We start from the raw sequence: 16,438 nt of genomic DNA on the forward strand, positions 1-16,438 counted from the left end.
TTGAGCCAAAGAAAAACAAATCATTGGTAAAAGTCATTTGGTGACTACCAAATAGTGACTACCAAATCATCACGCTGAAAACGTCTTCATGCTCATGTTACAAAAAAGCAAGACATCTGATGCCTTGCTTTTTTATGACTAATTTTTATAACTAACAAATCACTTTACTTGATAGTAGGCTTGATTGCTTTAATCAAAATGGAAGCCTGCACCAATCGAGCCGCCAGCATTACCTTGGGTATCAGCGGTGCCGTTTACCTTCATGACCCAACGACCATCATTGGATAACTTCGAGAAGCCAATAGCAACTGCACTTTCCCCATTGTACGTTCCTATACCGCCACCGATTAAGGATTTACCAGCGATGTAAGCTTGCGGTAGTGAAGACATTGCCATGGCGGCTGAGATACCAGCATTTGCATCGTCTTCGACTTCACCAATTTTATAACCTAGCTCATTCATGTTGTTGCCAAGTCTTTGACTAACAGCATCTAATTGACCCATATTCACAGCGTCTCTGGGTGCCATGCCATCAGCCACATCAGTGATCTTGTTGCCAGCGGCATTGATACCGCTTGCGGTCATACTAGGACCACCGACAATGCTGACACCATTATTATTGATTGTCGTATTGCCAGTTTTGACGCTATCGATATTAATATTACCGTTTAGATCAAACTTAATACTACTGCCTGCTGCTGTTGTGGTGATGTTATTACCACCTGTGAAGGTGAGGACACTGCCATCGCCTACTGGTTTGTTGATGGTAGCACCGCTATCAGCACCAAAATTGAGACCCGCATCTATTTTATCCTTGTTCACTTTGATATTGGTCGTATTAGTATCGATGTTTGTTTTATTCGTGGCAATATTCGTGGTATTGGTTTGGATATTGGTAGTGTTGGCTTGGATGTTTTCATTGATAACGACTTCTCCTTGCTTAATAGAAGCAATCGCACCGTCGATACTATTTTGACCAGTACCACCAATATTACTATTGGTAAAGGTACCATCTACAGGATTGTAGACTGTCTCACCGCCAATGATACTACTGATGCCACTGCCTTGTGCATAGAGCTGACCACCATTGATGGCATCTTTGCTACCTTCAGAGACATCGCCATTCACAACGTTTGTAATCTTAGTGTCAGCAGCATTGATACCCGCTTTGGTGATACTAGGTCCACCTGTAATAGTCAGCCCATTGTTATTCATAATGGTATTACCCGTCGTTACGCTATCTAAATTCAGGTCTGGATTTAAATCGAAGCTAATGTCATTGACGCCTGCCAATGGTGCAGCAGCACGTAGGTCAGGGCTAACATTATTGTCCGCTGATCTAGATACTTTAATATTACCATCTGTACTGTTCAAATCGATGGCGCTGCCTTGTTTGATCATAGTGGCAACATCACCCTGAGCCGTTAGTCCCCAACCTTGATCAAGGGCAAACGTCGTGGCGTTCAACTGTCCGACAGTCGCTGCATCTGTATCTGCAATACCAGCAGCTACATTGGTGATTCTGTTAAAACCATTGTCAAGACCACTACTGCTCAGTCTAACCGTTCTACCGGGACCATTACCAGTAAAGGTAAAGCCATTACTATTCATAATGCTATTACCAATCTGCATGCTACCCTCATTGCCTAAATTCAACTGGTTATTCAGTTTCACCTGAACACCCGTTGCTGAGGCCATCGTCGTAATGTTGCTATCACCAGTGACGTTGATGGTATCACCTAAAGCAAACTGCTGGTCGTTGGCACTATTGCCATCACCGATTTTGATGCCTTTGGCCACGAGACTATTGGTTGCTGACAATTGGTCGAAGTTTACCGCATCCTTACCTGTGGTCGCTTCTGCAACGTTAGTAATTTTATTGCCACCATTGTTCAGACCATTGGCTGAGATGCTGACACCGCTACCAAAGTTTGCGCTGTTAAGACCAGTTAAATCTTTCGCAAGTTTCACGGTCAATGTGCTGGTACCGTCAGCAACGACGCCAATGTTGTTGCCATTTGACAAGTCACTTGCCACGGTCGCGCCACCTTTGATTGTCAGCTTGTCACCAAGCTGACGATTAACGGTAGTACCCGTGTCACCATCGAAATCAAAACCTTTATCGATGGTCGTGGTCGTGGCTTGTAGTTGACCAAAGTTTACGGCATCGCTGGCTATTGTACCGTTAGCGACATTAGTAATTTGATTGCCACCATTGTCCAGCCCACTATTACTAAGTCTGACCGTTTGATTAGTCCCACCCGTGAATGTGACACCATCAGCGTTGACGACTGTAGTTCCTGTGGTCAAGCTGGTTGAGACTAAATCGGCAGCAGTAGCAACTTTGATACCACCATTGTCAGCGGTCAAGACAATATTGTCACCAGTAATAAAGTTGGCTGTATTATTGTCTTTATCCAAAGTCTTGACATCAGCACCATTGATTTGTGTCACTACCGTTTGCATCGCACTATCGGCTTTTACCAAGCTTGCCTTACTACCTTCGCTTAGATCAACTTGATAGTCGGTGATATTGGTATCAGGATCTTTGACACTAGTGCTAACTGTTAGTGCATTAGCATCTGCAGTAGAAACACTGGTGCCATTGGCATTGACAGTATAGACATCCTGTCCAGTATCGCTATCGTTTGAAAAGTCAACACTGGCAACATTCGTACCTTTAACTACTTTGGTTCTCGCTCCTGCGGCTGCCATCTGTACATCACCGATGTTTGCTGCATTGGTTTCCGTATTACCACCGCTTTTTACTCCCTTGATCTGGGTGTCGTTGGCATTGATACCAGTAGTAGAGATACTAACACCACCAAAATCTGCACTAGTGAGGCCCGTTAAAGTTGGAGACAGACCGAGAGCAATTCCATCGCCCGTTGATAAGCCAGTGGTGGTTAAATTGCTGTCTGTATCAAACTTAATTTCTTCACCCAAGGCAAAGGTTTTTTTGAGAGTACCGCCGCTGCTTGCATCATTCACATTAAACTTGATGCCTTTAGCAATATTGTCAGTGTTGGTACCAATATTGGTGGTATTGGTTGAGATGTTGTTAGTATTGGTCGTGACATTAGTATTAGTCGTTTCTAGCTGACTAAAATTCACCGCATCTTTTGCGTTAACCCCATCATCAACGTTAATAACTCTCTTATTACCCGCATTGACCCCGCTTTTGGTGATGCTTGGACCATTTAAAATGGTCAGACCATTGCTGGTTAACGTGGCATTGGTAGGGTTAAATATGCTTCCACCCGTTACTGTAACACCTGCACCACTAACGGTAGTGACGCCAGTAAGCACGCCGCCAGTGACAATACCTAGACCATTGACCGTTGTGCCGTTTAATAAGTTGCCAGTGCTAACGCTGCCTGTTGTACCTAGGTTTAAGTTGTCATTGAGCTCAACTTCGATTTTGCCATTTTTTACTCGGGTGTCGATGTTGCTGTTAGAGCCAACCACCTCAACGGCTTGTCCCAATGGTTTCTGTACTGTGTTACCATCAGCAGCTTTTAATGCAAAGCCTGAGGTGGATACACCAGTAATGGCACTATTCAAATCACCAATATTCGCCGCATTGGTTTCTGTTGTGCCACCGCTAGCCACTCCTGAGATGACTTTATCACCAGCATTGATACCAGTAGATGAGATACTAACGCCGCTATTAAAGCTTGCACTATCCAGACCTGTTAAGTTGTTGGCTAAACCAAGTTTGATTCCATCACCCGTTGATAAGCCAGTGGTGGTTAAATTGCTGTCTGTATCAAACTTAATTTCTTCACCCAAGGCGAAAGTTTTTTTGAGAGTGCCACCGCTACTTGCATCATTCACATTAAACTTGATGCCTTTAGCAATATTGTCAGTGTTGATGCCAATATTGGTGGTATTGGTTGAGATGTTGTTAGTATTGGTCGTGACTTGTTGGTTGGTATTAAATAACTGACCACCATTGATGGCGTCTTTGCTATTTAGACTGACCGTACCATTAGAAACATTGACGACCTTCTTATTACCCGCATTGACCCCGCTTTTGGTGATGCTTGGACCATTTAAAATGGTCAGACCATTACTGGTTAACGTGGCATTGGTAGGGTTAAATATGCTTCCACCCGTTACCGTGACACCTGTACCACTAACGGTAGTGACGCCAGTAAGTACTCCTCCAGTGACAATACCTAGACCATTGACCGTTGTGCCGTTTAATAAGTTGCCAGTGCTAACGCTGCCTGTTGTACCTAGGTTTAAGTTGTCATTGAGCTCAACTTCGATTTTGCCATTTTTTACTCGGGTGTCGATGTTGCTGTTAGAGCCAACCACCTCAACGGCTTGTCCCAATGGTTTCTGTACTGTATTACCATCAGCGGCTTTTAATGCAAAGCCTTTGTTAATAGTCGTGGTATTATTTCCGACCGCTTCATTGGTCGCATATAATTGACTACCATTCACGGCATCTGTACTAGCCGCAGTGACAGCTCCACCAGCGACGTTTTTGATCTGACGCTCAGATCCTACTACGCCCACGGATACTTGCGCACCCTCTCGTAACATACCCTTATCATCAATGACATTACCGGCGATATCATATACCACGCCACCAACTGTCATCGTCTTTTCAGAGCTTGCACTTGTTGCTGTTGTTGAGCCTGCACCTAAAGAGACTGAACCATCTTTGCTCGCTGATGCGCCAACACCGAACGCTGAAGAAGCCGTTCCCGAGGTATTGGAATGAACACCAACGGCTGTAGACAGATCACCTTTAGACAGCGATTTTGCACCAATGGCTATCGAGGCAGCACCTCCAGCTTCGGTATTGACATCATATTGATTGGTTTCTACCAGATCTTTACCTACGTAGGATTTGAAAACATCGTTAACTGTGCCACTATTTAGTGGTGACAATGGACTACCATCGATATTGGTTCTCGATGCAAAATCTAGATCATCACCGCCTATCGCGATCGAGGATGCCCCTCTAGACACGACGTTAGCACCGATAGCAATCGATTGCTCACCACTTGCCATCGTCTGTTGCCCAAATTCTGAGCTGCCAATCGCAATGGTTTGGCTACCAGTGGCTTTTGCATTTCCGCCCAGCGCCATGGCGTTATAACCTGTCGCTCCGTCGTTATTAGCATTACCGACAGCAGCTGAGTCCACGCTATAATACTTGGTTTTATTATTAGCGACAGTATTCGACAGCCCCGTTAGCTGAGCCACATTGACAGCATCACTGTCACTACTACCTGCTGCGACGTTTACAATCTGACGGTTGCCACCCGCTGCTCCTGTTCCTACAGAGACCGCGCCAAGCGTAACGCTATCCGTTGCTTGGATGACTGAGCTATCTGCTCCTACTGGCACAAAACCACTGGCACCACCAGCACGATTTGCAATAGAGTTTGAACCTAATGCGATGCCATTTACTGCGTTAGATCGAGAGCCGACACCAAAAGCAAGGCTGTTATCAGCAGTCGCTTTTGCATTACTACCAAAGGCAATCGTATCACTGCCAACTGCTTGAGTCTGTCCATCCGCTCTATAACCTACATTTGCTTGATCAGCCACTGTACCTGCATTTTCAAAATCAGTTGAACCAATCGCAATACCACGTTTGCCTGAGGCAAGTGCTGAATGACCAACAGCAAGAGAGCCTTGACCCGTTGCTGAGGAGACGTTACCAATAGCCTGAGCAAAGTCAGCAGTCGCTGCCGATTGACGTCCAAGCGCTAACGAGGTATTCCCATTAGAATACGCTGCCGCCCCAATTGCCACAGATGACCGACCAATGGCTTTTGCTTGAGTGCCTAGAGCAGTAGCGACGTCACCGGCTTCTGTCCCAGTGCCAATGGCGGTACTACCAGAGTTGTTTTGTGAACCACCCGTCCAAGTAAATGACGGATTGCCTCTATCGACCAGATTGAAGTTTTGCCCAGCGTCCGCTTCACAGCCAATGGCAACCGAATAGCTGCCTTCAGCATTCGCTTCAGTACTGTTTGTATTACAAGAAGAAATTGCCGTACCAGATCCCGTACCACCGCCGACATTCACTTGCGCAAAAGCTTGCGGTGACATTGTAAATCCAGCCGCCAGCATCCCTATGGCGATCGTGGATAGTCGGAAAAATTGGGTAGAAGAAAGATTAGAAGTCGTATTGATGGTCGCGTTTGCGCTCACGCTAGATTTGGAAGATTTGCCGCGCCCCTTTGCATATTCACCAACTGCGGTAAAACAGCTCAAGGCTTCATTCCATATTACTTTATAGATGCGGTTCATAGTGTGCACTCCCTTACAGACTGGTCAGATTTAAAAATCAAAGATAATATCCATCTTGCAGAGAGTCGATATCACAAAATAAAACACGTTATCGGCGGATAACGATTAAATGTTTTTTGTTCATCATTTATCTTGTTAACCAACAACTAACACTTTTTATCTTGAAAAGCCCTAATCGCTCTCTCTATATATTAGTATTACCGAATATATAGAGAGAGACAATGCCGCTCATCGGGCATTTATTACCGCTCATCCAATTATATAACAAAAAATGAATATACAGATGTTTTTTGCTCCTTGCTTATATTGAATGCTCCCACTTTTTTGAAATAATCCGCTTTGAAACTTAATAAAACACACGCTTATACACACACTTTAGAGATGTTTTAAGCGCGTGTTCGCCACTTTATGCTGCTCTTAGTCCCCTTCAGAGTTAACAGGCAATGTTATTTGCATCACCAGCCCTTGGATATCATCTTGGCGATTATAGACATGAATCTGACCCTTGTGTGCCATTACCACGGCATGAACGATTGCCAGCCCCAAACCATACCCCCCCGTTTCACGATGGCGAGCCGAGTCAAGCCGTACAAAGGGCTGAAAAATACGCGCCAAGTCCTTATCCGCGATGCCACCACCCTCGTCTGTGATGCTGATTTGAAGTGCAGGCTTATTGCCTTCCATCTCCACTTTTTTAATGTCAGCAATGACTGTTGAATCAGAGGCCGTATGCATAAAAGCATTACGAATGACATTTTCAAGCGCACTATGCAGCTGTTCTTGGTTGCCAAGCACAGTCCAAGGCGTTGTTGAATCAGTGGTAGATGAAGCGTCTGCCACCAATGCATGACTCGGCTGCCATTGCCAACGCACATTTTTATGCTGAAACTCAAAGCAAACGTCTTGTCCAATTTCACTAATGATGTCAGAAATATCAACCGCTTCGTTTTCTATATTGTCGATGGTATATTGCTGCATTTGTAGAGATTGAATATGAATGATTTGCTCAATCAACTCATTCATCCGCGCCGACTCTTTATCTATACGGTCGAGATAACGACTGGCATTCGGTGCAAAGTCGCGAGTCAGCTCAGTCGCAACGTCTAGACGCGCCAGTGGCGATCGTAGCTCGTGCGAGATATCACTGAGCATCTGTTTGCGTGCCAGCTCACTCTCAGCCAACCGTTTTGATAGTTTAGCCACGTCTTTTGCGAGTAAACCAAGCTCATCATCTCCCATTTTTGATAGGTCTGGGTGGGTCTGATAATCGCCATCAATCAGACGGTGTACGGTATTTTGTACACGGCGGATACGCTGAGTCATTGTACGGCTCAGCCAAATACAAACCAAGACGCTAAAAACGAGAATAAATAGCAAACGTATGGGAAAATTGCCACGTTGCAGCGCCATAACATCAGCAAAACGCAAATGCGGACGTAATTGTATAATGACAGACTGCTCATCTGGTAAGACGACCGTCACATCAGCCAGCTCAGGGCGACTGTCGAAATCAGCTAGCGTAGCGCTATTTGGCATCATCGGTTGCAGAATATGGTTTAAGAATGATGACTTATCATTCGACATTTTATTATTATCATCGTGACTATTAATCCTGTTATTGTCCACATTGGGCTGAGCTGCCATTGATTGCATTGATGGTTGCCCTACTTCACGCCGACTACCCTGCATACCTTTTTGCCTACGCTCATCTCTATTGCGATAACGCGGAAATATAATCGCCCCTTCTTCATCGTAAACACTTATCTGATTCATGAGTTGACGGTCCTGACGATACATCTGCTTAACTGTACTTAAATCACCCGCTCTTAATGCCTCAACCATTTCTTGACGCTTAATCAATAAACTATCAGTTTGTACGTTCATGCGAACCGTTAGTGCTTTTTCGACCAGCCAACGCTCCACCATGATCGATAAAATAGAGGTGATTATAATTGTTAATAATAGACTTAGAAACAAACGCCAAAATAGTGTGATTCGCACTTTAAACTTTGGGGTTTGCTTAAGCGTTTTATGGTTAATAGCTTTCTTGGAAGCGTTCATCGATGAGTCCGTCATTACAATACCAGCTGATAGCCTTTACCACGAACCGCTTTGATCGGCTCATCATGAAAAGGTTGGAATTTTTTGCGCAATCGCGAGACATGCACATCAAGGCTACGGTCGAACGGCTGTAATTCACGTTGTAAAACATGCTCTGACAGCCAGGCTTTGCTCACCACCTCGCCTTTTTGTTTCAGTAGCGCAACCAACAAATCAAACTCTGTCCCCGTCACTTGTAGTTCTATGCCATCTATCTGACAAAGCCGCTGGTTTTGATCCAGATGCAAACGACTCTCTGGTAGCGGCGTATGCTCTGATGTCGCTGCGCTGGTGCGTTTGATGACGGCATTGATACGTGCCAGCAGCTCTCTAGGATTGCAGGGTTTGGTAATATAATCATCAGCACCAAGTTCAAGCCCAATGATACGATCAATCTCCTCCCCTTTTGCCGTCAGCATAATGACAGGGATATCACTGATATTGGGTAATTGACGCAAGACACTCAATCCATCGATTTTTGGCATCATAATATCTAGCACTAACAGGTCGTAAGCAGCAGTACCATTAAGCACATTATTGCTCGCAGTTTTGAGTTTATGTATGACAGCCTCACCATCGTGAACGCAGTCGCATGTCACCCCATGATTGTGCAAGTATTCTTGTAACAATTGGGTCAATTCTTCGTCATCATCGCCTAGTAGTATGTGTGGCACATCTTTCTCCTTAAGCGTTAGATCGCTTTATGAGCCATATTATCAGTCAATTGCTTATGGATTCGCTATAAACGTTACCTTTCTTAATACTTCATAAATGTTCGTAACCTCTAACTGTCGTAATATAGCGTCTATCAGCGACAAATACTGATAACAAGCTGTGATGGATAGTGGCTATCCGGGGCACTTACTGTTCATAAGCTGATCAGATAAAAACTGACTTTTTCGCAACCAATAACGTATGCACCATAAATTAAGGTAACGATGATGAAAAAATTATTAATGGGCTCAGTATTAGCAATGTCTAGCATTTTCACCGTAACAGCTTGTACCAGTGTTAATGCAACCACTGATACCACACCAACGACCAGTAAAATGCAGCATAAAGATGGCATGAAAAAAGGTGGTATGAAAAAAGGCGGCATGAGAGGTCCAATGTCGCAACTAGATCTAACAGCAACGCAACAAGCGCAAATCAAAGCCATCATGCAAGCACAACACGGCGATCGTAAAGCTGACCGTACAAAAAACAAATTGGAACGGGCGCAAATGCAGCAACAAATGCAAGCATTGACCAATGCCAGCACTCTAAATACAGCAGCAGTCAATCGCTTAGCTGATCAGCAAGCGGCTAAAACCAAGCAACGCTTCATTGAGCGAGTACAGACTCAACATGCTATCTCTCAAATATTGACTGCTGAGCAACGAGCAAAACTTGCTACATTAAAAGCTGAAAAAATGGCGAAAGGTCATAAAGGCTCAGAGCACGGTAAAATGCATGGCAAACCACATCAAGGCATGTAATTCGTCATTAATAGACTATTTTGCATTCATGCTGAATGTCCTATAAGACTGATTATTAACACATAAAAAAGCGCATCGTATAAACGGTGCGCTTTTTAGTTTTCAAAATTTTTCTTTATATAATTAATTACAACCAAACTGGTTGCATGAGTAATTAAAACTATTTCCATCACTATCGCTACCATTATGGTAAGTATAAGACCCAATCTGGCGAGAAGTTTTGTTCCAAGAACTCCCATCAGCACTAGCACCATTAGTATAAGAGGTATCACCAATTCTATTAGTATTTTGGTTCCAACTGCTTCCCGTACTACTATTATAGCCAGATGTATATGTTGTATTTCCTACTCTGTTATTTGTATATGAATTTCCACTTGCATCAGAACATGTAGAAAAAGATGAGCTACCAATACATCCTGCTTGGGCAGATCCACATGCAACTATAGTGAAAATAAATCCTACTAAAAACTTTTTCATAACCTTCCTTTTTTAATATCAATATCATTCAATTTTTGAAGTTTCAGAACATAGCAATTTAAAACATAAAAACATTACTCTAATCAACCGAACCCAACTTCTCTTTAGCCATTGGCATGACACTAAACATCATTTTGCCCATCGCAGTACCATTGCCATCACGATAATACTGCATCAACTCGCTGCCATACTCGCGCACATCAATACTATTACTGGCATTAGGCACTTGTACATCACTTGGTAAATTGGGAAATGCCATGTTTTTGGCGCTTACAGCGGAATACTGCTGCAAAACATCTATGACCATATTATTAGAAGTAGTTTCACTCGGAAGCTCACTGCGCAGATGCTGCCATTTGAGCTGACCACGCTTATCAAATCCATACAACTCTTGCGTCTCTGCATTTGATAGCATTGCACTTTCTGCCGTCTTTTCTTTTGCCTCTGCCATTGTTTCCTCTATTGTCTCACTGCCACTATCCACATCACTATCTATGTCACTTTTTATCATTGCCAATATTTGCTGCGCCAACGCTTTACTGGTAAATTTCCTAGCATTTGTGTCGCTTGCCTCGTCAGCCGCGCTTTCTTTGACCAGTTCTGGATATCGCTGACTCATCCGCTCGTAGACGATGCGCATATAATCTTGATAAAACTGCTCATAACTCTCAGCGCTTTGTACACGGCGAATAACTTGGTTACTTGCCAGCATTGCTGGTAGCTGATGCGCGGGCAGCTTGGGAGAGAGCGAGGCTAGCGTATTAGGGGCGACATAATCAAACTGGCTAATCGGTGCGGCATCAAATGTGGCGTCTAAGGCTGCAAAGTGGCTTTTTATCAACTCACTACCAAAGCCTTTGGGTAAGGTGCCGTCATCAATGGCCAACTTTAACCACTTATTGCGCCACTTTATGCCGAGCTTGTCATCTAACAGTTCTGAATTAAACATCGCAAAATTATCTGCCCATAGATAAATATTACCGTTTTTCAAATCCAGATAAATTGGCTGATTAACACTGCTTTGATGGTTGCGTGCTTGATACTGCACGCTCGCCAGCATCGTCGCCTTGCCAACCATTGGCTGATAAACACCTTGCGCATTGATAGACAGCGGCTTTAGCACATAAGCATCTAGCAACTTTGCTTTTTTGATATCTTGCGCTGTCGATCGGTCGTCGTAATTGTCAAATAACTGTTGGTAAAACGCTGGCACATTGATTTCACTATCATATTTACTCTCTACCCATGCCTCATAGGCATCCGTACACTCAAGATAAGTGTCTTTGAGCACCGTTCGCTGAGCATCATAATCTGCCGCCAAAATATCTTTATTTTGCGCTTCTGCTTGGGTAATTAAGGTGGCATACGCTTGATCGTGTGTGTCTTCGCAGTATTCATCGATATAAACTGAGGCGACTGGCGCTTTGGCATCTATTTCCATATTTATATCGCTAAACTGCTGCTCGTTACTGATCTCCAGATTGCTATGGTAACTAAAAGACTGTCGGCGCTGTTTCTGTAACGCAGTCGCCAACGCTGTCTTTGCTGCCACTGGCGTTTGCTTGGCAGTCATAGCATTAGATTGGTCAAGACTGGTAGATTGGCAGCCCGTTAATAATAGTGCCCCTGTTACCAATGCACCAGCAAATAGGCGATTGCCATTAAGAACTGACGCAAGGCTCGCTGACGAAAGACGACTTGCAATGATTTGATGTGATTTTTTCATTTTTTATCCTTAATAAATATGGGCTTGAACATGACAAGATAGCGTTATTGATCATCTACCCTGTTGTCAGCATCGTCTTCAATACCAGTGTCATCTTGACTATCAGCACTGTCATATTCTGCTGCATCATAGCCGCTATCACCATCTGCATAATCGCTACCATAGTCATCATCCCTGCTCCCACTATAGTCATAGCGGGCATCACGTGCCGTTTGCAGTCTGTCTTTTTGTTGACGCTGCTCTGCCATCCATGCATTGCCATCGATAGCAGTTTTAGCATTTGCGCCAAAAGACTCAGCCAATAAAGGCGTTAGTGCATGTTTACTAAAACTGCTTTTATCATAGCGTACTTGATTCAGCACGCTGGTTGTCGAACCCATCAAGTCACCACCGATATTTACCCGCTGCTGCTTAGCAAGCAGGCGATCGGCGCTATCTAAATAATAGTAATTTATCTGATTAAAAGAGATTGGACCTATGGCTTCAATTAGCTGCAAAAGCGAACCTACATCCGCACTTTGGTAGCCTTTATTGTATAGCTGCACTTTCGCAAGCGCGGTTTTTAGCATAGCGCCATCAGGATATTTCTGTGGATTGGCATCGACATAATCCTGTAGCGAATTTGTCATGTATTTTAGGGTTTTGCCAATCATCTCACCGCTTTGCTTGCTGCCGAAATAGACTTTTACCGCTCGGCTCGCACCGACTTCTTTAGCAAAAGCATCACTGCGAATATCTACCGCGCTAAAGTGCTCAGACGCTAGCTCTGCCATGCTGCTCTGTACGGCAGCAATGGCGGCATCGTAAAGCACTGCTGGCGGCAGCTGCGCGGTAATACTCTCAGGCAACCCAAAACTAACAGTATGTGAGGTCATTTGGTTAGGTAAAGGGGTGTTTTCAGGATTAACCAATGCCACAATAGGCATGATTGCTGATGGGTCTACCGTAACTGTACTATGGTTAAAATCGAACGCTAGCGGTATCTGTATAGATGAGCTAATCGTTGGTGTCACATAATCATAGCTATAGACGCTTTGCAGTTGTCGCTGTTTGGGTTTGTATTGACTGACACTATTGAACGTTAAATTTTGATATTGATAAGCATTTGACGCAGCTATCTGTTCCGGCGTGCGATGGAACATACTCAGCATTTGACCAATGACGCCCGTAGATGTTGCTGATTGACTATCTTCTACAGCCTCTGACTGCTGTTTAGCCATTTGTACGGCTTCATAGTTTTTTAACAGAGTGTTGGGCTTTAATTTCGAAACCCCTGAGAGAATGCCGCCCTCTGCATTACCATATTCATTATAGCCATCGCTGTCGTAACCCTCTCGATTGTAGCCATATTCATTGTAACCGTCTGGATCATAGCCGTCTTCATCGTAGTTATACTCATCATCAACAGTCTCATCGGCATCGATGACATCGTAATCGCCATATTCACTAACCTCGTCTACAGCTGTTTCCTCACTAGCTTCTGCTAGATCGGAGTCATCACTGCCATCACTGCCATCATTATCATTCGACCCACTTTCGTTATCATCGCTATATAAAGAATTGCCGTCTAAATAATCATTGTCTAAATCCTCAGGCTCATAAGCATAGGCTTCTATAATTGTTCTAAGTAAGCTACTAGAGCCTGCATCAATGCTATCTGGATCAATAAAAGGAACGGCTTGATAATTGGCTTGCGCGACTGCCACGTGCTCTGTTGCCAGATGCTGACGAATAGCCGACAGTAAATGTGACTTTGCTTGATTGTCAGTATTGGGGTATTTTTCTTGGTCAAATAATTGCTGATAACGCTCAGCTTTGGCTGTGAGGCTGGCATTAAACGCGCGTCCTTGTGCTTGGCTCTGCGCTCTATCAGCGGTACTAAAATCAATCATACTTTTTGATGCCGCAGGCGATGATACCGCTGGGCTTGATTGACAGCCCAAAAGAGCCAGAGACGTAGTGCCAACCAACAAGACGATAGACGTCAATTTACCTACCTGATATATATGGTCGTTATTATTGATAGACGAATGATGACTCGTCATCTCAGAGTAGCGCTGTCGATTATGATTATTAATATGATTTGATGACATAGTAATCTCTTTGTATAAATAGCCAGTCTATAATTAGTGTACATTAGTACCGTTATTTATATCACAATGCGTTACAATTTAGTAATATTAGAACCTATTTATTAAGAAAATACTTAGATTTTTTTATACAAAACAACTTTCTCACTATGGCTTTCTCGCTCAAGTAAAAAGGACTTTACAATGCCAACCTCGATATCAAAAAACAACATACGCACTGCTGACAATAATCCTCAAGGTAGAGCAAATATTAAAGCGGCTATTTTGTTAATCAGTAGCACATTTTTAGTATCACTATCTGCTCACGCGCTTGAGCCAACCACCAATCAATCAACTGCCATTAACCAAACATCGATTAACACTAGCGCCATCAATCTCGCGATTATGGCTGATAATCCTACTGTAATATCTGAAACTCAGCGTGTGACAAGAGCCAAAACCACTACCCTCACTTCCACGATTAACAATGCCAATGCCGATCAAGCCATCTATTCTGAAGATGCGATTCACCACCCTGTTTGGGCAAAGAACGGCATGGTCGCCACCCAAGAAGCCCTCGCCTCTGATATTGGACTCAAGATTTTAAAAGACGGTGGTAATGCGGTTGATGCTGGCGTCGCCGTTGGCTTTGCCTTAGCAGTGACATTACCACGTGCTGGGAATATCGGTGGTGGTGGTTTTATGATGATCTATGACGCCAAGCAAGGCAAAACGGTGGCACTCGATTACCGTGAAAAAGCACCGAGTAGCGCCTCGCGTGATATGTATCTCGATGAGGATGGCAATGCGGTCAGCGACTTGTCTCGTTATCACGGTCTAGCAGTTGGCGTACCGGGAACGGTTGCAGGATTACTTAAAGCGTTAGAAGATCATGGCACCATGAGCCGCGGACAAGTGATGGCACCAGCGATTGCACTGGCTGAGGACGGTATAGAAGTCACAGCAGGTCTGTCTGAGTCACTCACAGCATTAAGCGATCGCATGCAAAAATGGCCAAGTACCAAAAAGATATTTTTTAAACCTGATGGTAATGCCTATCAACCCGGTGAGCGTTTAAAACAGCCTGAATTGGCAAAATCGCTTAAGCTGATTGCCGCAAAAGGCGCCGATGGATTCTATAAAGGAGAAACCGCAAGTAAGTTGGTCAAAGCGGTCAACGAGGCTGGCGGTAGCATGAGCTTACAGGATTTGGCAAATTATGAAGCTATCGCTCGCGAGCCCGTCAAAGGCGATTATCGTGGTTATGAGATTGTCTCCATGCCACCACCGTCTTCTGGTGGCATTCATATCGTGCAGATTTTAAATATTTTAGAAGGTTATCCGCTAAAAGAATACGGGCAAAACAGTGCGCAAACCATTCATTTAATGGCGGAAGCGATGCAGTTAGCTTATGCAGATCGCGCAGAGTATTTAGGTGATTCTGACTTTATCGATGTGCCTGCCAGCGGTTTAGTTTCTCAGGCTTATGCGGATAAACTGCGCACCTTAATCAATCCAGACAAAGCCACGCCAGCGTCTACCATCAAAGCCAACAACCCTCTACCCTATGAGAGTGATCAGACCACGCATTTCTCTATCGTTGATAAAGATGGCAATGCAATAGCCAATACTTATACGCTGAACTTTTCTTATGGCACAGGTCTTGTCGCTGAAGGTACGGGGATATTGCTCAATAATGAGATGGATGATTTTTCTGCCAAACCGGGTGTGCCTAATGGTTATGGATTATTGGGCGGTGAAGCAAATGCCGTTGAAGCCAATAAACGCCCATTATCTTCTATGAGTCCGACACTGGTCTTTAAAGACAGTAAACCATATATCGTCACGGGTAGCCCTGGTGGTAGCCGCATCATTACCACTGTCACCCAAATAATCTCGAACGTCATCGATCATGATATGAATATCGCTGAAGCCACTCACGCACCGCGTATCCATGACCAATGGCTGCCTGATGAGATTCGGGTCGAAAAAGCACTGAATATTGATACGGTTAAAAAGCTTGAATCAATGGGTCATACGGTCAGTCCAAAATCAGCCATGGGCTCAACCCAGTCGATTATGATTACCCCAAATGGTGTCTATGGCTCGTCTGATCCGCGTATCGTTGATGCGGCAGTCGTTGGTTATTGATATAACTTTTTTATGATATAGTAGAGCCTTTATAAAAGTGGTACATTAGTTTTAAAACAAGCGAAAAGTAAAAAGATTATGACTTATTCAGCAGATTTTCGTGCTCAAGTGATTAAAAGTGTTAAACAACAAGGTATGAGTATCAGACACGCTTGTGC

Annotated in this window: 8 protein-coding genes; 2 read left to right on the forward strand and 6 right to left on the reverse strand. The window is 44.0% G+C overall.

All coding sequences use genetic code 11. From position 1 onward, the window contains the following. Positions 1–189: 189 nt before the first annotated feature. From B2575_RS01935 to B2575_RS01945, 3 genes are all read right to left on the reverse strand, one after another. Positions 190–6,279, reverse strand: a complete 6,090-nt coding sequence (locus B2575_RS01935) for a YadA-like family protein (protein WP_198330804.1) — start codon at positions 6,277–6,279, stop codon at positions 190–192. A 417-nt stretch (positions 6,280–6,696) separates the two neighbouring features. Then, the gene (locus B2575_RS01940) at positions 6,697–8,340 is read right to left on the reverse strand and encodes a sensor histidine kinase (RefSeq protein WP_227675977.1); all 1,644 of its coding nucleotides are present in this window, start codon (positions 8,338–8,340) and stop codon (positions 6,697–6,699) included. Between the two features lie 14 nt (positions 8,341–8,354). Continuing rightward, entirely contained in the window at positions 8,355–9,053 is a 699-nt protein-coding gene (locus B2575_RS01945; RefSeq protein ID WP_198330802.1) for a response regulator transcription factor, read from the reverse strand. 267 nt (positions 9,054–9,320) lie between these two features. On the opposite strand from B2575_RS01945, the gene B2575_RS01950 reads away from it, so the two are divergent. Further along, positions 9,321–9,857: a Spy/CpxP family protein refolding chaperone gene (locus B2575_RS01950; protein WP_198330801.1), complete on the forward strand. Its 537-nt coding sequence runs from the start codon at positions 9,321–9,323 to the stop codon at positions 9,855–9,857. A 123-nt stretch (positions 9,858–9,980) separates the two neighbouring features. Here B2575_RS01950 and B2575_RS01955 read toward each other — a convergent pair whose 3' ends face one another. The 3 genes from B2575_RS01955 to B2575_RS01965 all read right to left on the reverse strand — a co-directional run bounded on the left by B2575_RS01955 (position 9,981) and on the right by B2575_RS01965 (position 14,153). Then, positions 9,981–10,334 (reverse strand): hypothetical protein, encoded by a 354-nt coding sequence (locus B2575_RS01955; protein WP_087945579.1) that lies wholly within the window; start codon positions 10,332–10,334, stop codon positions 9,981–9,983. A 79-nt stretch (positions 10,335–10,413) separates the two neighbouring features. Further along, the gene (locus B2575_RS01960; RefSeq protein ID WP_198330800.1) at positions 10,414–12,060 is read right to left on the reverse strand and encodes a hypothetical protein; all 1,647 of its coding nucleotides are present in this window, start codon (positions 12,058–12,060) and stop codon (positions 10,414–10,416) included. A 44-nt stretch (positions 12,061–12,104) separates the two neighbouring features. Beyond that, positions 12,105–14,153, reverse strand: coding sequence for a hypothetical protein (locus B2575_RS01965; RefSeq protein ID WP_296239969.1), 2,049 nt, complete (start codon positions 14,151–14,153; stop codon positions 12,105–12,107). Between the two features lie 180 nt (positions 14,154–14,333). Between B2575_RS01965 and ggt the strand changes: the two genes are divergently transcribed. Beyond that, entirely contained in the window at positions 14,334–16,280 is a 1,947-nt protein-coding gene (ggt, locus tag B2575_RS01970; protein ID WP_226950154.1) for a gamma-glutamyltransferase, read from the forward strand. Positions 16,281–16,438: the final 158 nt, after the last annotated feature.

Origin of the sequence: Psychrobacter sp. UBA6739, assembly GCF_002453835.1 — a bacterium.
In the GTDB taxonomy this organism is placed as follows: Bacteria; Pseudomonadota; Gammaproteobacteria; order Pseudomonadales; family Moraxellaceae; genus Psychrobacter; species Psychrobacter immobilis_A.

What these genes read in the sequence shown, in the direction of transcription:
- B2575_RS01935 (WP_198330804.1), bottom strand. Translation starts at nt 6,279, where the DNA reads ATGAACCGCATCTATAAAGTAATATGGAATGAAGCCTTGAGCTGTTTT.
- B2575_RS01940 (WP_227675977.1), bottom strand. Translation starts at nt 8,340, where the DNA reads ATGAACGCTTCCAAGAAAGCTATTAACCATAAAACGCTTAAGCAAACC.
- B2575_RS01950 (WP_198330801.1), top strand. Translation starts at nt 9,321, where the DNA reads ATGAAAAAATTATTAATGGGCTCAGTATTAGCAATGTCTAGCATTTTC.
- B2575_RS01955 (WP_087945579.1), bottom strand. Translation starts at nt 10,334, where the DNA reads ATGAAAAAGTTTTTAGTAGGATTTATTTTCACTATAGTTGCATGTGGA.
- B2575_RS01960 (WP_198330800.1), bottom strand. Translation starts at nt 12,060, where the DNA reads ATGAAAAAATCACATCAAATCATTGCAAGTCGTCTTTCGTCAGCGAGC.
- B2575_RS01965 (WP_296239969.1), bottom strand. Translation starts at nt 14,153, where the DNA reads ATGTCATCAAATCATATTAATAATCATAATCGACAGCGCTACTCTGAG.
- ggt (WP_226950154.1), top strand. Translation starts at nt 14,334, where the DNA reads ATGCCAACCTCGATATCAAAAAACAACATACGCACTGCTGACAATAAT.